Genomic DNA, 21,315 nt, shown 5'->3' on the forward strand with positions numbered 1-21,315 from the left:
AACCGGCCGAGGTGACGCAATGTGATGAGGCACATGATTTTCTCCTATCAGATGGTTTGAGGTCTACCCAAGGGTGGTTTCGCTTCGGCAACACCTGTCCCAGAGGCAACTCGGCCGCGCGGGGCCGCGCCTGACCGGCGACCGGGTGAAAAGCAGTGATCTCCGCCGGGCAGTGGACTAGACCTTTTATGGTTCTACGCGCGAGACTGTTCCCGTGAGACACGTCATCGCCCTCGATGTGGGCGGCACCGGCATGAAAGCCGCCCTGGTAGGGGCGGACGGCACGCTGCTCCACGAGGCGCGGCGGGCGACCGGCAGGGAGCGCGGGCCCGAGGCCGTCGTGGAGGGCATCCTCGGCTTCGCCGCCGAGCTGCGCGCCTACGGTACGGAGCACTTCGGCGCGAGCGCCGTCGCCGCCGGGGTCGCCGTGCCCGGAATCGTCGACGCCGAGCGCGGCATCGCGCTCTACGCGGCGAACCTCGGCTGGCGCGACGTACCGCTGCGCGACCTGCTCGCTGCCCGGCTCGGCGGTGTGCCGGTGGCGCTGGGGCACGACGTACGCACCGGCGGGCTGGCCGAGGGGCGGCTCGGCGCGGGGCGGGGGGCCGACCGCTTCCTGTTCGTGCCGCTGGGCACCGGGATCGCCGGGGCCATCGGCATCAACGGCGTCATCGAGGCGGGCGCCCACGGCTCGGCGGGCGAGATCGGCCATGTGGTGGTCCGGCCCGACGGCCCCGAGTGCGGCTGCGGACAGCGGGGCTGTCTGGAGACGCTGGCCTCCGCCGCCGCCGTGACCCGCGCCTGGGCGGCGGCGAGCGGCGACCCGACGGCGGACGCCGCCGACTGCGCGAAGGCCGTGGAGTCCGGCGACCCGGCGGCCGTACGGGTCTGGCGGGCGGCGGTCGACGCGCTGGCCGCCGGGCTGGTCACCGCGCTCACCCTGCTGGACCCGCGCACGCTGATCATCGGCGGCGGCCTCGCCGAGGCGGGCGACACCCTGTTCACCCCGCTGCGGGCGGCGGTCGAGGCGCGCGTCACGTTCCAGACGCTGCCCGAGATCGTCCCGGCGGCGCTCGGGGACACGGCCGGCTGCCTGGGCGCGGGGCTGCTGGCCTGGGACCTGGTGGCCGCCGGATCCCAGGCCGAGTCCGCCGAGTCCGCCGAGTCCGCCGAGTCCGCCGGATCCGCCGGTTCCCAGGCCGAGTCCGCCGCCGCCCGTGCCGGACACCGGCCCGAAGACGACACCGGATCGGCCGACCCGGCCGACCCGGCCGATCCACTCGCCACGGAGGTAACCGCCTGATGGCCGCACGCGCCGAAAGCACCGTTCTCACCGGCGCCCGCGTGGTGCTCCCCACCGGGACCGTGGACGGCGGCCGGGTCATCGTGGCGGGCGGCCGGATCGCCGGCGCCGCCCCGGACGACGCCGTCAGGATCGATCTGACGGGCCACTGGCTCGTCCCCGGCTTCGTGGACCTGCACAACCACGGCGGAGGCGGTGCCTCGTTCACCTCCGGCTCGGTGGACGACGTGCTCCACGGCATCCGTACGCACCGCGCGCACGGCACCACCACCCTCGTCGCCTCGGCGGTCACCGGCGAGATGGACTTCCTGGCCCAGCGCGCCGGGATCCTCTCCGAACTCGTCGAGCAGGGCGATCTGGCCGGGATCCACTTCGAGGGCCCGTTCATCTCCCCCTGCCGCAAGGGCGCGCACAGCGAGGCCCTGCTGCGCGACCCCGACCCGGCCGAGGTGCGCAAGCTGGTCGACGCGGCGCGCGGTACGGCCAGGATGATGACGCTCGCCACCGAACTGCCCGGCGGCATCGACTCCGTACGGCTGCTGGTGGAGCACGGCGTGATCGCCGCGATCGGCCATACGGACGCGACGTACGAGCAGACCGTCGAGGCCATCGACGCCGGTGCGAGCGTCGCGACGCACCTGTTCAACGCGATGCCCCCGCTCGGCCACCGGACGCCGGGACCGATCGCCGCGCTGCTGGAGGACGACCGGGTCACCGTCGAGCTGATCAACGACGGTACGCATCTGCACCCCGCCGCCCTGGAACTCGCCTTCCACCGCGCGGGCGCCGACCGCGTCGCCTTCATCACCGACGCGATGGACGCGGCGGGGTTCGGCGACGGCCGCTACCAACTCGGCCCGCTCGCCGTGGACGTCAAGGACGGGGTGGCGCGGCTGACGGAGGGCGGCTCGATCGCCGGGTCCACCCTCACCCTGGACACCGCCTTCCGGCGCGCCGCCACCGTGGACCGCCTCCCGGTGGAGGACATCGTCCGCGCCATCTCCGCCAACCCGGCGAAGCTGCTGGGCGTGTACGACCGTGTCGGCTCCCTGGAGCCGGGCAAGGACGCGGACGCGGTGGTGCTCGACGCGGACTTCGGGCTCAAGGGCGTGCTGCACAAGGGTGATTGGGTGCTGGACCCGCGCGTGGGGTGAGCCCCGTACGGTGGGTGGTACCCGGCGCGGCGGCACGGTCCACGCAGTCGGTGCGGGTGAGGGGCTCGGCGGTCAGCGTCCGGCAGGTGCCCGTGGCGCGGGGGTGTCTCGGTGGACGGCCGCAGATCCGGCTCGGTGACGGGCCGACGCGGTCCGCGGCTCGTACGGCCGGGGGTCTGGGCCGACCGCCGACTTTTTGGAATGATCGGCTCCCATGGCCCGATCGACCGATGGCCGGCAGGCCGCCGGCCGGGCGAGTACGTTCCCGGAGGCGTGACGGATGACGAGGCGTGACGACGGATGATCCTGACGGTCACGCTCAACACCGCCCTGGACATCACGTACCGGACCCCCGCCCTGGTCCCGCACACCACCCACCGCGTCGACGCGGTCGTCGAACGGCCCGGCGGCAAGGGGCTGAACGTCGCGCGGGTGCTGGCGGCGCTCGGGCACGAGACGGTGGTGACGGGGTTCGCGGGCGGACGTACCGGCGATGTGCTGCGTGAACTGCTGGGCGGCTGCGGGCCGATGGGCCCTCGGGGCGCCGGGGCGCGGCGGCCGTCCGGCACCCCGTACGCGCGGCCGGTGGACGCGCTCCTGCCGATCTCCGGGTCGACGCGCCGCACCATAGCCGTCGTGGACGCGGCCACCGGCGACACGACCCAGCTCAACGAACCGGGACCGACGGTCTCGGCCGCCGAGTGGACCGCCTTCCTCAGCTGTTACGACCGGCTGGTCACCGGCGCCGACGCCGTGGCCCTGTGCGGCAGCCTGCCGCCCGGGGTGCACGTCGGGGCGTACGCGGAGCTGATCCGGCGGGCGCGCGGCGCGGGGGTGCCCGTACTGCTCGACACCAGCGGCGAGCCGCTGCGCAGGGGCATCGCCGCGCGCCCCGATCTGGTGAAGCCGAACGCCGACGAACTCGCCCTGCTCACCGGCTCCCGCGAGCCGCTGGTCGCCGCGCGCGACGCCCGCCGCCGCGGCGCCCACGCCGTCGTCGCCTCCCTCGGTCCCGGCGGCATCCTGGCCGCCACCCCGGACGGCGTCTGGCGCGCGGCCCCGCCCGCCCCGGTGAAGGGCAACCCGACGGGCGCGGGCGACTCCGCCGTGGCCGGGCTGCTCTCCGGCCTGGTCGAACGCCTCCCGTGGCCGGCCCGGCTGAGCCGCGCGGTGGCGCTGTCGACGGCGACCGTACTGGCCCCGGTGGCGGGCGAGTTCGACGCGTCGGTGTACGAGGACCTGCTGCCGCGCGTCACGGTGACGGAGTATCCGGAGGCGTGAAAGGCCGCGCCCCGGCTCGCTGGGCGAGGCCGGGGCGCGGACGGAGTTCTCGGTGGCGGGTCAGCGCTTCACGTGGCCCTCTTTGAGAGTGAACTGGTCGAGCACGGTCTCGCACTGGTTGCCGTCCTCGCACGAGATCTTGATCGTGTTCGATCCCTTTTCGAGGTTGATCCAGGCGTAGGTGACCGTCCAGCCCTTCTCCCAGTCGCCCTCCGGCGCCTTCGCGAAGTTCTCCATATTGAGCCCGCCGCCATGGGACTTGCCGTTGATGCTCAGCGTCGTCTCGGCGTCCTTCCCGGGCACGCCGTACGTCACGAAGACGGTGTACTCGCCGGCCTCGGGGGCGTCGAACGTCCAACTGGCCGAGGCGCCGACGCCGTTGAGTGAGACGTACGCGCCGTTCGTGCCCTTGGCGCCCTTGATGTCGGACGACATCGCGGCGGGCGCGGTCAGCTTCATGACCGCCGCGTCGCCCTTGGGCAGCTCGCCCGACGCGTCGCCGCTGTCGTCGGACGCGTCGGCGCTCGGCTCCTGCGACGGGTCGCCGCTGGGCGCGGGGCCGTCCGTGGGCGCGGCGTCGTTGTTCTTCTCGCTGTCGCCGGTCTTGGAGAGCAGCGCGACCGTGATGCCGATCACCACGATCGCGACCACGGCGACCGCCGCGATCAGCAGCCCCTTCGTGTTGGGGCCGCCGCCGCTGCCGCGTCCGCCACCGCCGCGCTGGCCCGGCACCTGCTGGGTGGGGGCCGCGCCGGAGTGCTGGGCGGAGGGGGCCTGCTGCCCGTAGGGGCTCTGGCCGTACGCCTGCTGCTGGCCGTACGCCGCCTGCTGCGGCGGGGCGGCCTGCTGCTGGCCGTACTGGCGCTCGCCTACCGCCCTGACCTGGTTGTACGAAGTCCTGGGCACGCCGGGCTGCACGGCGGGACCCGGGTAGCCGTAACCGCCCTGGCGCCGCTGACCGGCCGCCGCGGCCTGGCCGTCCTCGTACAGGTAGCCGAACGGATCGTCGTCCTCGGGCTTGCTCGCGCCGTTGTTCCCGGCCGTCATCCCTGGTCACTCCTTACCATCTCGCCAGCGTCGCCGACCGGCCGAGCCTACCTCGTGCGGGTAAGACTACGGACGGATCTTGACGGGTGGCAGCCAGTCTGCGATCTCCGGGTGAAGAACGGATAGCGGACATGTCCCAGCCCTGTCCCGAACTTCGCGGAACCGCTTCCGCCGAGGCCGTCGCGTCAGGCGCGAGGGCCCGGCCGTTCCGTTATCCCGCCCGCCGGTGCACCTTGCTCCGCGAGCGTTTCTCCACGTACATCCGCTGGTCGGCCGATTGCAGCACTTCCTCCACCGACATTCCACAACTCGCCCAGCTGATACCGAAGCTCGCCCCGACCCGCACCGCCCGGCCGTCGACCCTGATCGGCGGGATGATCGCGTTGCGCAGCCGTACGGCGAGATCGGCGGCGTCCGCCGCGCCGAGACCGTCAGCGAGCACGACGAACTCGTCGCCGCCGAGCCGGGCGACGGTGTCCCCGTCCCGTACGCCCGTGGTGAGCCGGCGCGCGACCTCGATCAGCACCTCGTCGCCGGTGTTGTGGCCGAACCGGTCGTTGATCGACTTGAAGCCGTCGAGGTCGCAGAAGAGGACCGCGAGGCCCTTCGTGCCGTCGTCGCCCTCGCCCTCGCCCTCGCCGGGCGCGGTCAGATGCACATGGTGCTCGAAGGGGCCGCCGCGCATTCCGCCGCGCGGGCCCGCCTTCTCCTCGTACCCGTCGTAACTCTCGTAGCCGCCGTACCCGTCATAGCCGTCGTACGGGTCGTAGCCGGGCTCGTGGAGCACCGTGCCGTCGTACCCCCCGTACGCGGCGTCCAGGGCCTCGACGGCGGTCTCGCGCATGGCGTGGGGGCGCGAACAGAGCCGGGCGCTGAGGCGGGAGCGCAGTTCGGCGCTGTTCGGCAGGCCGGTGAGCGAGTCGTGCGAGGCGCGGTGGGCCAGCTGGAGTTCGCGGCCCTTGCGCTCCTCGATGTCCTCGACGTGGGTGAGCAGCAGCCGGGGGCCGTCCGTGGTGTCCGCCACGACCGAGTTGCGCAGCGAGACCCAGACGTACGTGTTGTCGCGGCGGGCGAGGCGCAGCTCGGCGCGGCCGCCCTCGGCCGAGGTGCGCAGCAGCGTGCCGATGTCCTCGGGGTGGACGAGGTCGGCGAAGGAGTAACGGCGCATCGCGGAGGCCGGGCGGCCCAGCAGCCGGCAGAGCGCGTCGTTGGTGCGGAGCAGCCGGCCGTGCTGGTCGCCGCCCATCTCGGCGATGGCCATGCCGCTGGGCGCGTACTCGAATGCCTGCCGGAAGGATTCCTCACTGGCGCGCAGCGCCTGCTGCTCGCGCTCCAGCCGGACGAGGGCGCGCTGCATGTTTGCTCGGAGCCGGGCGTTGCTGATCGCAATGGCCGCCTGGGACGCGTACATCTGGAGCGCTTCCTGCCCCCAGGGCCCGGGCCGGCGGCCGCCGCGCGGCCGGTCGACGGATATGACGCCGAGCAGCTCGCCCCCGCCGCCCATGGCGTGCGCCGGGGGGTCCTTGCGGGCGGCGGCGTACATGGGGGCGTACAGGCGGTCCTGCGGATGCCACTCGTCCTCGAAGCGGGGGTAGGGACCCTCGGTGAACCACTGGGGGACGTCGTCCTCCGACAGCACCCAGCCCTCGGTGTGCGGTATGAACCGCAGATCGCCCCAGCGCTCGCCCATCGTGAGCCGCCGCTCCCAGGAGCCCCGGGAGCCGACACGGCCGGTGATCAGGGATTCGGCGGCGGCGCTGCCGGCGAAGGCGGCGACGACGAGATCACCGTCCGCCTGAACGACGTTGACGCAGGCGAGTTGGTAGCCGAGTCCGCTGATGACGCCGTCGGCGACGGTCTGCAAGGTGTCCGCCAGGCTGCGCGCCGTGTTGAGTTCGCCGATGGCCGCATGCAGCTGCCGCATGGTCGCAAGGCGGACGTAAGGCTCCGACTCGGTCTCCATTGCTCGCTCTCCCCGAGACCTCGACAACAACTCCAGGATTCGCATCGGCTCTCGTGTTGCAGGGTCTTCGCCACTGAATCACAGGGTGCTGTGCGCCCGGTACACAGGGTCAACAAATACCCGCCTCTGTGAGTCAAGTCACATCGGCCACACGTGGGTGGATCCCCAGGTGGGAGCATGCCAATGGTGTTTTTGAACGCAAACTCGGGTGGTGGCGGGCTTGCGTTCCGCGCTGTTTCCGGTCACCGGTCGGGCTTCCGGAGCCCTGGTCCTAGGACCAGGCTGGTCCCCTGGCCCGATGCGGCCGGGGGACCGTCGAGACTAGCGTCTCCTGCGTGTCCCAGACGAGTCCCGCCCCCCGTACCGAAGCCACCGCCCATGCCGAGGAGGGTATTTCCCGCGCCGGGGAGGCCGCCCCGCAAGCGGTGCCGCAGGCCATCTCCCGGGCCGTTCCTCCGGCCGTCCCCCAGGCCGGGGAAGCCATCCCCCATGCTGAGGGGGTGAGCAACGACGAGTTCCGCGCCGCCCTCGCCCGGCTGGCGGCGGGTGTGGTGCTGGTGACGGCGCACGAACCCGCCCTGAGCGCGGACGGACCGCGCGGCGAGGACGCCGGGATGACGGCGACCGCCTTCATGTCGGTCTCGCTGGACCCGCCCCTGGTGCTGGTCAGCGTGCGCAACGGCTCCCGGATGGACGACCTGCTCCTCGAACAGCCGCTGTGGGCCGCCTCCTTGCTCACCGAGAACCAGCGGCAGATCGCGGGCCGGTTCTCGATGAAGGGGCGGATCAGCGACCGGCTGCTCTTCGCGGACACGTCCTACCGGAGGGGCGAGCTGAGCGGGGCGCCGCTGATCGAGGGCGCGCTGGCGACGCTGGAGTGCCGTACGGAGCAGCGCGTCGAGGCGGGTGACCACACGCTGGTGATCGGCAGGGTGCTGGCGGCGGAGCTGCCGGGCGGCAACGGGGACCCGCTGATGTACTTCAAGGGGCGCTACCGGCAGTTGGGGCAGTAGGGGGTGTACGGCCGGACGGGGTGTACGGCCGGACGGAGTGTACGGCCGGACGGAGTGGCACCGGACGCAGTGGCGAGGAGCCGGGCAGGCGGCCCGTAGCCGCTGCCTGCTGGCTCCTCGCCTCTGGCTCCTGGCTCCTACGACCAGTCGCGCCCGGTCCTGCCCCGCTTCGTGTCGGCGCGCTGCTTCTTCTCCCGCAGCCTGCGCTCATTGATGCCGCGCGGGATCTTCGTCTTCCGGCGCGTTCGCGGCGGCGGCGCGGTGGCCTCCGCCAGCAGGGCGGCGAGCCGTACGGACGCCGCTTCGCGGTTGCGCCACTGGGAGCGGTGCTCCGACGCGCGTACGGTGATCACGCCGCCCACCAGCCTGCTCGCGAGCCGCTCCAGGGCCCGCTCCTTCCAGACCGGCGGCAGCGCCTGCGTCTTCGCGAGGTCGAAGCTCAGCTCCACCTGCGAGTCGCTGGTGTTGACGTGCTGGCCGCCGGGCCCCGACGAGCGCGAGAAACGCCAGGTCAGCTCGGCCTCCGGCAGGGAGACCGAACCTCGGATGACATGAGTGGGCCCGGACATGTGTCCATGGTCCCGTGTCCGGGCCGTTCCCGTCACCATCTTTTCCCGAGCACCCGTTCGGGGGCTTCGCCACGCCCGCGCCCGGGGACCGGCGGTAACCGGCGGTGACCGGCCGGGGAGAGCCGACTTCGGGCCAATCGCCTGCCTCGGGTAAAGAAAGTAAAGAGGCTGGAACCTCCTGGTCCTCTGCCCGCGTTATGGCGGGTGACGGTAACTTCGGGACCGCTCGAAGTCCGCACACGACAACGAAAGGGACATCCCATGGCTGTAAGCCTGTCCAAGGGTGGCAACGTCTCCCTCACCAAGGAGGCGCCGGGCCTCACGGCCGTCACGGTCGGCCTCGGCTGGGACGTCCGCACCACCACCGGCACCGACTTCGACCTCGACGCCTCGGCGATCGCGGTGGACGCGGCCGGGAAGGTCGTCTCCGACGGCCACTTCGTCTTCTTCAACAACAAGTCGACGCCGGACCAGACGATCGTCCACACCGGTGACAACACCACCGGCGAGGGCGAGGGCGACGACGAGTCGATCAAGGTCAACCTGGCGGGCCTGCCGGCCGAGGTCGACAAGATCGTCTTCCCGGTCTCCATCTACGACGCCGAGACCCGCAGCCAGAACTTCGGCCAGGTCCGGAACGCGTTCATCCGCATCATCAACCAGGCCGGTGACGTGGAGATCGCCCGCTACGACCTGAGCGAGGACGCCGCCACCGAGACCGCCATGGTCTTCGGCGAGCTGTACCGCAACGGCGCGGAGTGGAAGTTCCGCGCGGTCGGCCAGGGCTACGCCTCGGGCCTCGTCGGCATCGCCACGGACTTCGGCGTGAACCTCTGACGTCCCCGTAGTCCCTACCGGGCCTCCGCCGCCGCGCGTCCGGCGGCGGAGGCCCGGTGCTGTCCGCCCGTACCCCCGCCCGTCCGTACACCGGCCCCACTCTCGTCCGCGCCGCACCGGTGCTCAGTCGCGGGGCGGCTTGTCCTGCCCGTACAGCCACGCCTTCCAGAGGGCGCCGAGGTCCTTGCCGGACTGCCGCTCGACGTACGCCGTGAAGTCGGCCGTGTCGGCGTTGCCATGGCGGTGCGTCCGGGCCCAGCCGCGCACGATGCGGAAGAAGGCGGCGTCGCCGACGGCCTCGCGTACCCGCTGGAGCACCATGGCGCCCCGCCCGTACACGGGCGGCTCCGAGAGGTCCGCCGCCGAGGGCGGGACGGCCGGCGGGAAGGCCCAGTTCGCCTCGTCGCCGTACGCCTGCGCGAAGCTGTCCAGGACCGGCACGTCCCCGGTGTCCGCCAGCCAGAGCCACTCCGCGTAGGTGGCGAAGCCCTCGCTGAGCCACATGTCCCGCCAGGACTTGGGCGTCACCGAGTCGCCGAACCACTGGTGGGCCAGCTCGTGGACCAGCGTCCCGGTGTCGGTCGGGCCCGGCAGGAAGGGCCTGGTCTGGGTCTCCAGGGCGTATCCCGCCTGGCCGGGCCTCCCGATGATCAGGCCGGTGGAGGAGAAGGGGTAGGCGCCGAAGTTCTTCTCGCCCCACTTCATGATCCCGGGGATCGCGGCGAGCAGCTTCGCGCTGTCGTCGGCGGTGGCCGGGTCGTCGGCGACGGCCTGATCGACGGCGGTGTAGCTGGGAACCGCGCCCTTCGCGCCGCTTGCTCCCCCGGCTCCCTCGGCTCTCCCGGCTCCCTCGGCTCCCCCGGCTCCTTTCGTCTCCCGGGTCTTGTACGGGCCGATGGCCACCGTGGCGAGATAGCTCGCCATCGGCTCCGGCGCGTGCCAGACGAAGGCGGTGCGCCCGGCCTTCGTGCGCTCGCTCCTCAACTCGCCGTTGGAGATGGCCTTCAGACCCGCCGGGACAGTGATCCGGATGTCGTACGACGCCTTGTCGCTCGGGTGGTGATTGCCCGGGAACCAGGCCATCGACCCCGTCGGCTCCCCCAGCGCGACCGCTCTCCCGTCCGACCGGAGCCAGCCCTCCTCCGACCCGTCGGGGTCGGTGATCCGGCGCGGGACGCCGGAGTAGCGGACGACCGTACGGAAGGTGTCGCCCCGGCCGAGGCTCTCGCGGGGGCGCAGCGTCAGCTCCGTACCGGCGCGGTGGACGGCGGCCTCCGTGCCGTCGACGGTCGCCGAGTCGACCGTCATCCCGGCGAAGTCGAGACGGAACGAGCCGAGGTCCTGGGTGGCGCGGGCGGTGATCTCGGCGGTGCCGCTGAGCCGGCCGGTGGCGGGGGTGTAGTCGAGGGTCAGCCCGTAGTGCCGGACGTCGTAGCCGCCGTTGCCGAGCCGGGGAAAGTACGGATCGCCGAGACCGTCGGCACCGGCCGGGGCACCGCTGACGGGAGCACCGCTGACGGGGGCGCCGTCGCCGGTGCAGCCCGTGAGGACGAGCAGGAGTAGGAGAGGAGTCGTCGGGCGTCGGAGCACCCGGCGATCGTAGAGGCGACCGCCCCTGTCACGCCCCGGCCGGACTCAGAACGCGCCGGTGTCCAGCTCGAATCCGAACGGCTCGGGCAGCGGAACCGCCTCGGACAGCTTGTACGACTCCTTGCGCCGGTAGGCATCACCGACGGGGACGGTGCACAGGACGGCCTGATCCGCTTCCCTGTCGATGAGCAAGTAGACGGGGATCCCGGCGCGGGCGTAGCCGCGGATCTTCACGCCCCGGTCGTTCGCCCCCGTCGAGCGCGAGGTCACCTCGGCGACCAGCAGCGCGGGGGCCGGATCATGGTATTCAAACTCGTCCGCGAAACTCCCCTTCGATGCGATCACGAGGTCGGGGATGACCCTGCCGCTGGCCGAGGCGCCTGGGACGATGAGGCCGATGCCCGTGTATGTCCGGAGCTGAAGATCTTTACTGCGTCGCGCGACCTGAATCGTCATCTCAGAAACGAATTCTTCGTGTTCGCCGTTGGCCGGAGGCACCACGTGGATCTCCCCTTCGATCAATTCCACGCGCCACCCCTCAGGGGCAGCCGCACTGAATACGTCGAAGGCTGCTTCTACCGCCATGGCCGGGACCCTTCCCTTGAGCTTTCCGAGCAGACGCTTGTAGGCGAGTTCGTCGTCCTCGCCTTCGTATCGCTCGTACGGTTCGTTCGACTTGTACGGCTCGTTCGACTCGTACGGCTCGTGTTCCGGAACAGGCAGTGCCACGGCGGACTCCTTCGCACACAGAGCGACACTGCCAGCCTAGGCCGCACCACCGGGGAGCCAGCCGTCAGCGTTCACTCGAACGTGCGAGCGGTGACGTTTCTGCTGGCCAGCGCGGTACGGGTCACGCGAATGACTCCGTGGCCCGGTCACCCGTTCGGCCATGACACCATCAAGCCCGTGCTCGACATCGGCTACTCCCTCTCCCGCCGCTTCCCCGACCCTCCGCAGACCGACTACCGCCAGGCGGACGTACGGGCGCTGCGTCACGACCTGTTCTGCGGGGACGTCTATCTCGCGGACACCGTCGCGGACCGCGAGGTGTCCACGGCCTGGGGATGGGTGCCGGTGCTCGACTTCGCCTGGGCGCTGTGCGACATCGTCGAGCAGCTCGACCGCGACCCGCGCGGCAGCCGGGCCGCCAGACCCCAGTACGCCGAGCTGGACTTCACCGAGTCGGCGGACCGGATGCTCTTCCAGCGGCGCTTCGGCTGGGTCGATGTCGAGGCCGACTGGATGCACGGCGACGAGCCGCCGCTCACCTTCGGCCACCGGCTGCTGCGGCGCGAGGCGCGCGACTTCCTGCACGATCTGATCGCGGATCTGGCCGACATGCACGAGGGTCTGGCCGACAACCCGATCATCTGGGACCTTCAGTCCCGCTTCCCTCGCAACTGACCCCCTCACCGCCCCCCTCACTCAGCGAACACACAGTGGACACACAGTCCACTCATCGTTTTCCGCGTTGCCCCGCGTACATCCCGCACCACCGGGCACACGCTTGATTGCGGGGGTACCGCCGGGAACCGGGCGACCGCTTCCTCCCCCCACAGAAGGCGTACCCCCACAGCACCGCCGAGGCCCCGATCTCTCCCCCCGGATCGGGGCCTCCGGTCATTCCCGGCCCCGGGCCGTACGCAGGCCCCCGCGGCCCGCCGCCCTCAGTCCTCCACCCGCACGCCGATCTGCGCCGCGAACGCCGGGGCCAGCTGGAGCAGTTGCGCCGAGCTGATCACCGCGCCCGCCAGCCGGTCGAGCCCACGGGCGATGTCCAGCTCGGCGACCGTCCGCAGATCGACGTCCTTCATCCGCACCCCGCTCAGGTCCGCGCGCCTGATCACGCAGTCGCGGAACTCGACCCGCTCCAGCTCCGCGCCCCCGAAGTCCGGCTCCGACAGGACGACGCCCTCGAACACCACGTCCCTGAGGCGGGACTTGCGCAGATTCAGGTAGTCGATCTTCCCGCCCTTGATGAGCACCCGCTCCAGCACCGCGCCGTGCAACTGCACGCCGCCCAGCCGCGCGTCCACCACCTCGACGTCGCGCAGCGACGCCCCCGACAGGTCCGTGCCCACGCCCCGGACTCCGCTCAGCACGGAATCGACGAAGCGCGCCCGGCCGAGCGCCGTCTCGTCCAGCCCGCAGTCGCGCAGCGCGCAGTCGATGAACCGCGCCCCCGGCCCCTCCTGTCCTCCCAGGTCGAGGTCCTTGAACTCCAGTCCGTCATAGTCGCCGTCCGGCTCCAGTCCGCCGCCGTACGGGCTGAGTGGTGGCAGCCGCACCTCCGCGCGCTTCGCCGCAGGAGCCCCGCTCTTGGTCGTCTTACGTGCCATGTCCCCATGGTGACGTACACCTCTGACAACACGCCCATGTCACATGCGGACGACCGGTTCACGTCACAGCGGAGACGGACCGATGCACAGGGCCCACGCACAGGGCCGACGCAGATACACAGAGCCGGTGCACACGACGGAGGAGAGACACGGACCATGGATTCCAGTCAGCGCGTCACTGTCGTCGGAGGCGGCCTCGCGGGGCTCGCCGCCGCCATCACCGCCGCCGAGTCGGGCGTACCCGTCACCCTGTACGAGGGCCACCGCACCCTCGGCGGCCGGGCCCGTACGTCCGAGGGCCCGTACCTCACCAACGAGGGGCCGCACGCCCTCTACCGCCACGGTCCGCACTGGGCCTGGCTGCGGCACCGCGGGCTGCTCGACCCCATGGCAAGCTCGCCGCCGCGCGAGGTGCCCCGGATCCGCTTCCACCGGGGCGGGGTCCTGCGCAGGACCCCGCCCCCGGGGCTGATCGCCCTCAGCCGTCGCGGGGTGGGGCGGGCGCCGGCCGACATCGACTTCATGACGTGGGCGACCGCGACGGCGGGGCGCGAGACCGCCCGCGCCGCCGCGCATTACGTCGCCGTCGCGCTCTTCCACCACGATCCGGGCGCGCTGTCCGCCGCCTTCGTCCAGGAGCGGCTGCGCCGGGCCGCCGCGTTCCCGCCCGAGGCGCGTTTCCCGGTCGGCGGCTGGGGCCGGCTGGTCGACCGGATGGCCGGGCGCGCCACGGAGCTGGGCGTACGGATCGAGACGGCCGCCCGGATCGACGCCCTCCCCGGGCACAGCGCCCAGGACGCGCCGGTGATCGTCGCGACCTCGCTGGAAGCGGCCCGCCGCCTCCTCAAGGACGACGGCCTGTCCTGGACCGGCGGCCGGACGGCGCTGCTGGATCTGGCGCTGCGCGCGGACCGTGCGGGTCGCCGGAACCGTACGGTCCGCAAGCGCGAGCGTACGGACGAGCACGGTCCGCTCTTCGTCTCGGACCTCGACGCCCCGGGCTGGCTCGAACGCTTCACCGCGCACGATCCGACCCTGGCCCCGGCCGGGGAGCAACTGCTCCAGGGGCAGTTCCCCATCGGCCCCGGCCAGTCGCGCGCCGACGGCGTCGCGCGCGGCGAGCACCTGCTCGACCTGGGGTTCCCCGGCTGGCGCGAGCGCGTCGTATGGCGGTGCGAGTCCCTCGCGACCGGCCGTACGGGCGCGGTCGACCCGCCGGGCACCACTTGGCGGGACCGGCCCCGTATCGACCGGGGCGACGGCGTCTATCTCGCGGGCGACCAGGTGGCGGCGCCGGGAGTGCTCAGCGAGGTGTCCTTCAACAGCGGCATCGAGGCGGCGACGCTGGCGGTGCGGCGGCTGGGACGGCGGGAACGGCAGGGGCTTGACCTCAAGGGCGCTTGAGGTCGGAGGCTGATCCGGCGGGCGGCACACCGCCGTATCCACGCCCCGCGCCCGCCGCCGCACACCGTCCGCCGACTCGCATCCGTCCGTCGACCCGCACCCGCCCGTCGGCCCACTCCGCCCGTCGGCCCACATCAGGGAGCCCCGTCATGCATGCCGTCCGCCTCCACGCCTTCGGTCCCGCCGAGAACCTCCGGTACGAGCGCGCCGACGACCCCGTCCCCGGTCCCGGCCAGGTGCGGATCGCCGTCACCGCCGCCGGGGTCCACCTCCTGGACACCGCGCTGCGCCAGGGCATGACCGGCCCGTACCCCGCCCCCGCCGAGCTGCCCACCGTCCCCGGCCGCGAGGTCGCCGGTACGGTCGAGTCGCTCGGCGAGGGCGTGGCCGCCGACCTGCTCGGCAAGCGCGTCGTGGCACACCTGGGGATGGTCCCTGGCGGTTACGCCGAACTCGCCGTCACCGATACCGGCCGGCTCCACGAGATCCCGGACGACCTCGACGAGGCCGAGGCCGTCGCCATGATCGGAACGGGCCGTACGGCCATGGGCATCCTCCTGTTCGCGGACCTCGGCGCCGGTGACATCGCGCTCGTACCGGCCGCCGCCGGCGGTATCGGCACCCTCCTCGTGCAGTACGGGAAGAACGTCGACGCCACCGTCATCGGCCTCGCGGGCGGCCCGGCCAAGGTCACCCGGGTGGCCGAGAACGGCGCCGACCTCGCCGTGGACTACACCCTCCCCGACTGGCCCGACCGCGTACGCCGCTTCCTGCGCGACCGGCACGGCGACCGGGGCGCGACCGTCGTCTTCGACTCCGTCGGCGGGGCGACCGGGCTGGCGGCCGTCGACCTCCTCGCCAAGGGCGGCAAGCACCTCGTCTTCGGCTGGTCGGGGAAGGGCCCGCACGACGGGGCGCCGCTGACCTTCACCGCCGAGGAACTGGCGGAGCGCGGCATCACCTCCGGGTCCGTCCTCGGCCCGGCCATGATCGAGAAGGCGGGCGGCAGCCTTCGCGCCCTCGAAGAACGTTCCCTGGCCGAGGCGGAGTCCGGCCGCCTCCGTCCCGCCGTACAGCGCTTCCCTCTCGCCCAGGCGGCACAGGCCCACCGCGCGCTGGAGACGCGGGGCACGATGGGCAAGGTGGTCCTGGAGCCGTAGCCACGGAGCCGCAGCCGCAGATCCGCAGCCGTGAAGCCGTGAACCCGGAGCCGTCACGCCGGGGCGGCGCGGGAAGCGGGCGTGGCCGATTCGTGGTGTTCTGTGCAGATGTATGCGCGATTCCGCAGATCCGCAGAGATCCACGGTGAGGGAAGATCCCGATGAGCGACTCGGTGAATTCCGGCGACCCCGACAACCCTGGTGCCCTCGGCAGCGCTGACGGACCCGCCTCCGGCCCGTCCGGCCCGTCCGGCACCTCGGACACCGACCCCGAGACCCACCGGTGGTGGGGGCTGGCCGTCATCGCGATGGCCCAGCTGATGGTCGTGCTCGACGCCACCATCGTGAACATCGCCCTGCCGTCCGCCCAGCGCGAACTGGGCCTCACCAACGGCAACCGGCAGTGGGTCATCACCGCCTACACCCTCGCGTTCGGCGGACTGCTGCTGCTCGGCGGCCGGATCGCCGACCTCGTCGGCCGCAAGCGCACCTTCATCATCGGCCTCATCGGCTTCGCCGCAGCCTCCGCGCTCGGCGGGGCCGCCCAGAGCCCGGGGATGCTCTTCGCGTCCCGCGCGCTCCAGGGCATGTTCGCCGCGATCCTGGCCCCCTCCGCGCTCTCCCTGCTCACCACGACCTTCCGGGACGGCAGGGAGCGCGCGAAGGCGTTCGGGATCTACAGCGCCATCGCGGGCGGCGGCGCGGCGATCGGGCTGCTGCTCGGCGGCGTACTCACCGAGTTCCTGTCCTGGCGGTGGTGCCTGTACGTGAACGTGCCGATCGCCGTGATCGCCGTCTTCGGCGCGTTCGGGCTGCTGCACGACCGGGAGGGCCACAAGGAGTCGCGCCTCGACATCCCGGGCGTCATCCTCGGCTGCGGCGGTCTGGTCGCCCTCGTCTACGGGTTCAGCGAGGCCGAGTCGCGCGGCTGGTCGTCCGCGCTGGTCCTGGGGCTGCTGTGCGGCTCCGTGGTGCTCCTCGCCTGCTTCGCGTGGTGGCAGACGCGCGCGCCGAGCCCGCTGCTGCCGCCGCACATCATCAAGGACCGCAGCCGGGCGGGCTCGGTGCTGACCATGTGCCTGACGACGATCGGCATGTTCGGGCTGTTCCTGTTCATGACGTTCTTCCTGCAGAACATCCTCGGCTACTCACCGCTCAGGACCGGCCTCGCCTTCATGCCGATGAGCGCCATGATCATCATCGGCTCGACCCAGATCGCGGCCCGCCTGATGCACTACGTACAGCCGCGCCTGCTGATGGGCCCCGGCCTGCTGATCGCCTCCGGCGGCCTCTTCAGCCTCACCTTCATCGACACCCACTCCAGCTACGTCTCCCACATCATGCCCGGCACCCTGCTGCTCGGCCTCGGCATGGGCCTCACCTTCCTCCCCGTGATGTCCGTCGCCACCTCAGGTGTCGCCCCGAAGGACGCCGGCGTCACCTCGGCGACCGTCAACACGGCGCAGCAGATCGGCGGCTCCATCGGTACGTCGCTCCTCAACACCATCGCCATCACCAGCGCGACCGCGTACGCGACGAGCCACCTCGCGAAGGCGGCCGAACAGGCGGCCCAACGGGGCGGCCTGACCTCCGCGCAGAAGACCGCCCTCGCCAACACCGCCACGGTCCACGGCTTCACGGTCGCCATCGCCTGGGCGGCGGGCATCCTGCTGTTCGCGGCGGTGCTGGCGATGGTCATGGTCACGGCGCGCTCCCCGCAACAGCGCGAGGCGTGACCGCCCGGCCCGATCACGTGTGAGCGGCTACGACCGGCCCGCGCCGCCGACCTCGCCGACGTCCTGCCGGACGAGCGGCTCCAGGCCGGTACGGACGAGGCCGACCCCGGCCGGGGACGGATGAGGTGCCACATCAACCGCGACGACCGCCACGCCGTCCTGGCCGTGGACGCCTACACCAACACGGCGGATGTACGGCGGGAACTCGACCTCGGATTCACCCGCCCCTTCGGGGCGCGATTCGCGCTCCCCGCCGGGATACCGGGCCTCGCCAACGCGTTCGGCCCGGTCATCATCCAGGACTGCCCGGATCTGGAACGGGATGCCCAGGGACGGAAGCGCAGGCTGGTCACCACCGTGCTCAGCAAGGGCGACGACATCTCCCCGGGCCGGATACGGATCGCCGTCTCCATGGCCAACGGCGCCTCCCAGCGCCTCGGTTGCGGAGCCGAACCGCTGCCGACGCCATCCGCCGGGAGCGACCCGTACGAGCCACCGCGCGCGGTGCCGCCGGCCGAGGCGAAGGACACGGTGTGCGGCTGGCTGGCCGGGATCACCCTGCCGAAGAATCCCTCCGGCGCACCTTGGGGCGTCGTGCCCCACACCGACACCGACGCCCCGGTCACCGGCTGCTCGCTCACGGACACGGCGAGCGGCGAGGCGGCGGTGGAGTCCTCCGGCTGGTACGGCGACTGGACGGACCAGCCCTTCGTGCGGCTGCTCCCGCACAACGTCTCCTACTCGGACGGCCGCGACTCCCGTCGGCCGATGATGAGCGAGAACTACGGCCGGGCCACCGCGCGTTGTGACGCCGAGGCGGTCAACCACCTCGCCTACGGCAACGCGCGCGGCACCGACGCCGAGGACCGGTACCTCACCGGACGTCAACTGCGCCCGCTCCTGGACGCCTTCGCCGAGGACCAGGCCGAGCGGCGCGGCTGCACGGACCTCGAACCGCCCGCCTCGACGATCCACCCGATGAGAGGCTGAGCCCAGCGGGGCGGCGGGGCGCCGGGGCGGCGGGGAAGTTCGCACCGACGGAAGCAGGCGCGTCGCCACCCGGGGCCGCTGCGGTCTCAGCTGGGGAGTGACGCCCAGAAGCGGCGCAACACGTCCGCGCCCCGGTCGGGGTCCTGAAGCATCCAGTAGTGGGTGAGGCCGTCGAACTCCGTCAGCTGGGCCCCGAGCCGCTCGGCCATGTCCCGGTCCTGCGCGGGCTGCGCCATGGGGTCGCCGGTCGGGGCCAGGATCAGCCCCGGAGCAGCGGCGGGACGGTCGAATTCCTTGCCCCAGTCGGCGTGGAAGTTGGGCCAGGCCGAGCGGTAGAGCGCCAGGATGGCCGCGCTCATCTCCGCGTCGTGGGTGTCGTCGACCTCCTTCGCCAGTTCGGGGCTCATGCCCCGGGGCTGGAGGAAGTCGCCGAAGGTGTGGCCGCTGCCGGAGGGCGACTCGCGCAGTCCGGCGAGCGACTCCTCGCCCTCCGGGCTCTTCTGCCACAAGGTGGCCGCTTCGTGCCACTGGTAGTCGGGGTGCCAGCCGTGGGCGACGTCGGACACCCAGCTGCGTACGGGCACGTCGTAGGCGGAGACGACCCGCATCGTGAGGTGGCCGCCCCAGTCGTGGCCGACGACGTCGACCGGCCCGCCGATGGCGCGCAGTTCGTCGGCGAGCCAGTCCGCGTACGCGTCCTTGTCCCGCAGGCGGGCCGGGCGAGGGCTGCCGAAGCCGGGCAGCCGCAGGGCCACGGTCGCCCGCTCGGTCCGTTCCCGGATGTCGTTCCAGATGGTGGGCGTTTCGGGCACTCCGTGCACGAATACGACGGTCATGGCTACTCCCCAGCAGATAAGTGGATGAGCTATCAACTTCACGCACCGTAGCATCAAGCTGATAACCTATCCACCTAGCACCGTGAGGGAGGAAGAGCATGCGGGCCGACGCCGCACGGAACAGGCAGAGGATCTTCGACGAAGCCCACCGGGCCATCACCGCCGGGGAGATCACGCTCACCCTCAACGAACTCGCCCGCCGGTCCGACGTAGGGGTCGGGACGGTCTACCGCCTGTTCCCGACCCAACGGGCCATGCTCGAAGCAGTCCTGGAGACCTCGGTACGCGACCTCATCGGCGCGGCCGCCGAGGCGGAGCGCCGCCCGGAGCCCGTCCAGGCCCTCGTCGAGTTCCTCCACACGGCACTGTCGGCCGCCCTCGCGCAGCCCGGCCTCATCGACGTCCTGATCACCGCGACCGACGAGACGGATTCCTTGCGCCAGGCAAAGGGCGAACTGGCCGCAGCCGCCTCCCGCCTGCTCGACCGCATCCGTCCGGCCCCCGTGCTCACCGGCGAGAACCTGCTGAAACTACTGTGCGGACTGATCCACGCCGTCAACGAACACCCGGCGGAACGGCAGCCCGCCGCGACCGATGCCTACCTCCACATCCTCCGGGCCGGCCTCACACCCAGCTGAGGACTACCGCCCGCCACCGCCCGACGTCACCGACGTTCCCGATGTCCCCGGCGCGCCCAGTGCGCCCAGCGCCTCGTCCGTCAGGCGGAAGACCGTCCACTCGTCCTGCGGCAGCGCGCCCAGGGAGCGGTAGAAGGCGATCGACGGTTCGTTCCAGTCCAGTACGGACCACTCCAGGCGCTCGTAGCCGCGCTCCACGCAGATGCGGGCCAGCTCGGTCAGCAGTGCCCTGCCGTGGCCGCCGCCCCGGCGGTCGGGGCGTACGTACAGGTCTTCCAGGTAGATGCCGTGGACCCCGCGCCACGTCGAGAAGTTCAGGAACCAGAGCGCGAAGCCGACCGGCTCACCGTCCGCCGTCTCCGCGAGGTGCGCGTACGCGGCGGGGCGTTCGCCGAAGAGCGCCTCGTGGAGCTGGGACTCGGTCGCGCGTGCCTCGTCGGGAACCCTCTCGTACTCCGCCAGCTCCCGGATCATCGCGTGGATCACGGGGACGTCGGCGGCGGTCGCGGTACGAATCATGGGCCCAGCCTCTCTCTTTCTCCGGTCAGCGCGCCAGCAGCGCCCGGCCGATGGACACCTGTACCGGATCGAGCGCGCGCTCGCCGTCCTCGATGTGCCACAGGCTGTTCTGGAGGACGCGCCCCAGCGTCCATGCGCCCGCGCGCTCCCGGTCCAGCCCGAGCACCTCCGTCATCAGGTCGAAGCGCCGGTCGGTCTCCGCCGCGTCGAAGCGGTTGCCGAGCGCGGGCAGCAGCTCGAACCCGGGGTCGCCGGCCAGCGGCTTCGGGTCGATGGCGAGCCAGGGGCCGCGCGGGTCGCCGTCGGGGGTCGCGAGGACGTTCGCGTAGTGCAGGTCCCAGTGCAGCAGCCGGTCCCCCGGCTCGGCCGCGACCTCGCGCACCGCCGCCGCGCAGTCGCGCAGCAGCCGGCGTTCGTCCTCGTCCGGGAGGAGCCGGGACAGCCGGGGTACGTCGTCCAGCATCCGGGCCGCGATGGAGCCGAGCCCGCGCACCCCGGCGGGGGCCCGTACCGCCGTGAGCCGGGCGAGCAGTTCGGCGATGACACGGACCGCCTCCCGCGCCTCCACTTCCCCCAGGTCGCGGGGGCTCAGGCGCTCCAGCAGCATCGTGCCGGTGGCCTCGTCGTGCCGGAGCAGCCGTACGGAACCGCCGCCGGCCACGTCCCACGCGCGCAGCGCCACGGGCTCGCCGACCGACTCGTCGTCCAGGAGCTGGAGCTTCAGCACGGCGTCCGTACCGTCCGGGCGTTCCACGGGGAGCACCAGCGCGCACACGCCGTACATCGAGGGGCCGGTGAGCCGTAGTTCCCAACGGTCCAGGAAGTCCGCCGCCAGCCCCGGCAGCTCCGCGATGAACGCGCGGCCCGCCTCGCCGTTGTACTTCGACTGTGTTTCCGCCAGCGCCACCGGAATGTCAATCACGGATTCGATGCTAG

19 protein-coding genes and 1 pseudogene are annotated in these 21,315 nt (G+C 72.2%); 11 read left to right on the forward strand and 9 right to left on the reverse strand.

Going from position 1 to position 21,315, the window contains the following annotated elements; all coding sequences use genetic code 11:
* Positions 1 to 253: 253 nt before the first annotated feature.
* The 3 genes and pseudogenes from OG627_RS14670 to OG627_RS14680 form a co-directional block, all read left to right on the forward strand.
* Positions 254 to 1,129 (forward strand): annotated as a pseudogene (locus OG627_RS14670) (ROK family protein); the annotation flags it as partial.
* Between the two features lie 173 nt (positions 1,130 to 1,302).
* Positions 1,303 to 2,457, forward strand: a complete 1,155-nt coding sequence (gene nagA / locus OG627_RS14675) for an N-acetylglucosamine-6-phosphate deacetylase (protein WP_329065195.1) — start codon at positions 1,303 to 1,305, stop codon at positions 2,455 to 2,457.
* A gap of 300 nt (positions 2,458 to 2,757) precedes the next feature.
* Positions 2,758 to 3,738 (forward strand): 1-phosphofructokinase family hexose kinase, encoded by a 981-nt coding sequence (locus OG627_RS14680; RefSeq protein WP_329065197.1) that lies wholly within the window; start codon positions 2,758 to 2,760, stop codon positions 3,736 to 3,738.
* Positions 3,739 to 3,798: 60 nt separating this feature from the next.
* On the opposite strand, the gene OG627_RS14685 is transcribed toward OG627_RS14680, so the two are convergent.
* Together OG627_RS14685 and cdgB are read right to left on the reverse strand one after the other, a co-directional pair.
* Positions 3,799 to 4,785: a carbohydrate-binding protein gene (locus OG627_RS14685; RefSeq protein ID WP_329065198.1), complete on the reverse strand. Its 987-nt coding sequence runs from the start codon at positions 4,783 to 4,785 to the stop codon at positions 3,799 to 3,801.
* Positions 4,786 to 4,996: 211 nt separating this feature from the next.
* Positions 4,997 to 6,748: a diguanylate cyclase CdgB gene (gene cdgB / locus OG627_RS14690; protein ID WP_329065200.1), complete on the reverse strand. Its 1,752-nt coding sequence runs from the start codon at positions 6,746 to 6,748 to the stop codon at positions 4,997 to 4,999.
* Positions 6,749 to 7,185: 437 nt separating this feature from the next.
* On the opposite strand from cdgB, the gene OG627_RS14695 reads away from it, so the two are divergent.
* Positions 7,186 to 7,761 carry a flavin reductase family protein gene (locus OG627_RS14695; protein ID WP_329072665.1) on the forward strand — a complete coding sequence of 192 codons (576 nt, stop codon included), beginning with the start codon at positions 7,186 to 7,188 and terminating at the stop codon, positions 7,759 to 7,761.
* A 137-nt stretch (positions 7,762 to 7,898) separates the two neighbouring features.
* On the opposite strand, the gene arfB is transcribed toward OG627_RS14695, so the two are convergent.
* Positions 7,899 to 8,330, reverse strand: coding sequence for an alternative ribosome rescue aminoacyl-tRNA hydrolase ArfB (gene arfB, locus OG627_RS14700; protein ID WP_329065202.1), 432 nt, complete (start codon positions 8,328 to 8,330; stop codon positions 7,899 to 7,901).
* Positions 8,331 to 8,591: 261 nt separating this feature from the next.
* Here arfB and OG627_RS14705 point away from each other — a divergent pair, with 261 nt between their 5' ends.
* A complete protein-coding gene (locus tag OG627_RS14705; RefSeq protein ID WP_329065203.1) occupies positions 8,592 to 9,167 on the forward strand; it encodes a TerD family protein in 576 nt (191 codons plus the stop codon).
* A gap of 123 nt (positions 9,168 to 9,290) precedes the next feature.
* Here OG627_RS14705 and OG627_RS14710 read toward each other — a convergent pair whose 3' ends face one another.
* Complete coding sequence (locus OG627_RS14710; RefSeq protein ID WP_329065204.1) at positions 9,291 to 10,757, reverse strand: M1 family metallopeptidase; 1,467 nt, start codon at positions 10,755 to 10,757, stop codon at positions 9,291 to 9,293.
* Between the two features lie 45 nt (positions 10,758 to 10,802).
* The gene (locus tag OG627_RS14715) at positions 10,803 to 11,342 is read right to left on the reverse strand and encodes a Uma2 family endonuclease (protein WP_329072667.1); all 540 of its coding nucleotides are present in this window, start codon (positions 11,340 to 11,342) and stop codon (positions 10,803 to 10,805) included.
* Between the two features lie 321 nt (positions 11,343 to 11,663).
* Here OG627_RS14715 and OG627_RS14720 point away from each other — a divergent pair, with 321 nt between their 5' ends.
* A complete protein-coding gene (locus tag OG627_RS14720; protein ID WP_329072669.1) occupies positions 11,664 to 12,161 on the forward strand; it encodes a hypothetical protein in 498 nt (165 codons plus the stop codon).
* Positions 12,162 to 12,424: 263 nt separating this feature from the next.
* On the opposite strand, the gene OG627_RS14725 is transcribed toward OG627_RS14720, so the two are convergent.
* Complete coding sequence (locus OG627_RS14725; protein WP_329065205.1) at positions 12,425 to 13,096, reverse strand: pentapeptide repeat-containing protein; 672 nt, start codon at positions 13,094 to 13,096, stop codon at positions 12,425 to 12,427.
* A gap of 156 nt (positions 13,097 to 13,252) precedes the next feature.
* On the opposite strand from OG627_RS14725, the gene OG627_RS14730 reads away from it, so the two are divergent.
* The 4 genes from OG627_RS14730 (at position 13,253) to OG627_RS14745 (ending at position 18,386) form a co-directional block, all read left to right on the forward strand.
* Entirely contained in the window at positions 13,253 to 14,500 is a 1,248-nt protein-coding gene (locus OG627_RS14730; RefSeq protein ID WP_329065207.1) for an FAD-dependent oxidoreductase, read from the forward strand.
* A gap of 149 nt (positions 14,501 to 14,649) precedes the next feature.
* The gene (locus tag OG627_RS14735) at positions 14,650 to 15,660 is read left to right on the forward strand and encodes a zinc-binding dehydrogenase (RefSeq protein ID WP_329065209.1); all 1,011 of its coding nucleotides are present in this window, start codon (positions 14,650 to 14,652) and stop codon (positions 15,658 to 15,660) included.
* 161 nt (positions 15,661 to 15,821) lie between these two features.
* Positions 15,822 to 17,396 (forward strand): MFS transporter, encoded by a 1,575-nt coding sequence (locus OG627_RS14740; RefSeq protein WP_443073475.1) that lies wholly within the window; start codon positions 15,822 to 15,824, stop codon positions 17,394 to 17,396.
* 120 nt (positions 17,397 to 17,516) lie between these two features.
* Complete coding sequence (locus OG627_RS14745; RefSeq protein ID WP_329065211.1) at positions 17,517 to 18,386, forward strand: hypothetical protein; 870 nt, start codon at positions 17,517 to 17,519, stop codon at positions 18,384 to 18,386.
* 86 nt (positions 18,387 to 18,472) lie between these two features.
* Here OG627_RS14745 and OG627_RS14750 read toward each other — a convergent pair whose 3' ends face one another.
* Positions 18,473 to 19,222 (reverse strand): alpha/beta fold hydrolase, encoded by a 750-nt coding sequence (locus tag OG627_RS14750; protein WP_329065213.1) that lies wholly within the window; start codon positions 19,220 to 19,222, stop codon positions 18,473 to 18,475.
* A gap of 98 nt (positions 19,223 to 19,320) precedes the next feature.
* On the opposite strand from OG627_RS14750, the gene OG627_RS14755 reads away from it, so the two are divergent.
* Positions 19,321 to 19,860 (forward strand): TetR/AcrR family transcriptional regulator, encoded by a 540-nt coding sequence (locus OG627_RS14755; protein ID WP_329065215.1) that lies wholly within the window; start codon positions 19,321 to 19,323, stop codon positions 19,858 to 19,860.
* 3 nt (positions 19,861 to 19,863) lie between these two features.
* On the opposite strand, the gene OG627_RS14760 is transcribed toward OG627_RS14755, so the two are convergent.
* Entirely contained in the window at positions 19,864 to 20,379 is a 516-nt protein-coding gene (locus OG627_RS14760) for a GNAT family N-acetyltransferase (protein ID WP_329065217.1), read from the reverse strand.
* Positions 20,380 to 20,404: 25 nt separating this feature from the next.
* Complete coding sequence (locus tag OG627_RS14765; protein WP_443073626.1) at positions 20,405 to 21,310, reverse strand: aminoglycoside phosphotransferase family protein; 906 nt, start codon at positions 21,308 to 21,310, stop codon at positions 20,405 to 20,407.
* Between the last annotated feature and the right edge of the window lie 5 nt (positions 21,311 to 21,315).

This window comes from Streptomyces sp. NBC_01429 (genome assembly GCF_036231945.1).
In the GTDB taxonomy this organism is placed as follows: Bacteria; Actinomycetota; Actinomycetes; order Streptomycetales; family Streptomycetaceae; genus Streptomyces.

Coding starts and splice junctions, on each gene's coding strand:
- nagA (WP_329065195.1), top strand. CDS start 1,303: ATGGCCGCACGCGCCGAAAGCACCGTTCTCACCGGCGCCCGCGTGGTG.
- OG627_RS14680 (WP_329065197.1), top strand. CDS start 2,758: ATGATCCTGACGGTCACGCTCAACACCGCCCTGGACATCACGTACCGG.
- OG627_RS14685 (WP_329065198.1), bottom strand. CDS start 4,785: ATGACGGCCGGGAACAACGGCGCGAGCAAGCCCGAGGACGACGATCCG.
- cdgB (WP_329065200.1), bottom strand. CDS start 6,748: ATGGAGACCGAGTCGGAGCCTTACGTCCGCCTTGCGACCATGCGGCAG.
- arfB (WP_329065202.1), bottom strand. CDS start 8,330: ATGTCCGGGCCCACTCATGTCATCCGAGGTTCGGTCTCCCTGCCGGAG.
- OG627_RS14705 (WP_329065203.1), top strand. CDS start 8,592: ATGGCTGTAAGCCTGTCCAAGGGTGGCAACGTCTCCCTCACCAAGGAG.
- OG627_RS14715 (WP_329072667.1), bottom strand. CDS start 11,342: ATGGCGGTAGAAGCAGCCTTCGACGTATTCAGTGCGGCTGCCCCTGAG.
- OG627_RS14725 (WP_329065205.1), bottom strand. CDS start 13,096: ATGGCACGTAAGACGACCAAGAGCGGGGCTCCTGCGGCGAAGCGCGCG.
- OG627_RS14730 (WP_329065207.1), top strand. CDS start 13,253: ATGGATTCCAGTCAGCGCGTCACTGTCGTCGGAGGCGGCCTCGCGGGG.
- OG627_RS14735 (WP_329065209.1), top strand. CDS start 14,650: ATGCATGCCGTCCGCCTCCACGCCTTCGGTCCCGCCGAGAACCTCCGG.
- OG627_RS14740 (WP_443073475.1), top strand. CDS start 15,822: ATGAGCGACTCGGTGAATTCCGGCGACCCCGACAACCCTGGTGCCCTC.
- OG627_RS14745 (WP_329065211.1), top strand. CDS start 17,517: ATGAGGTGCCACATCAACCGCGACGACCGCCACGCCGTCCTGGCCGTG.
- OG627_RS14750 (WP_329065213.1), bottom strand. CDS start 19,222: ATGACCGTCGTATTCGTGCACGGAGTGCCCGAAACGCCCACCATCTGG.
- OG627_RS14755 (WP_329065215.1), top strand. CDS start 19,321: ATGCGGGCCGACGCCGCACGGAACAGGCAGAGGATCTTCGACGAAGCC.
- OG627_RS14760 (WP_329065217.1), bottom strand. CDS start 20,379: ATGATTCGTACCGCGACCGCCGCCGACGTCCCCGTGATCCACGCGATG.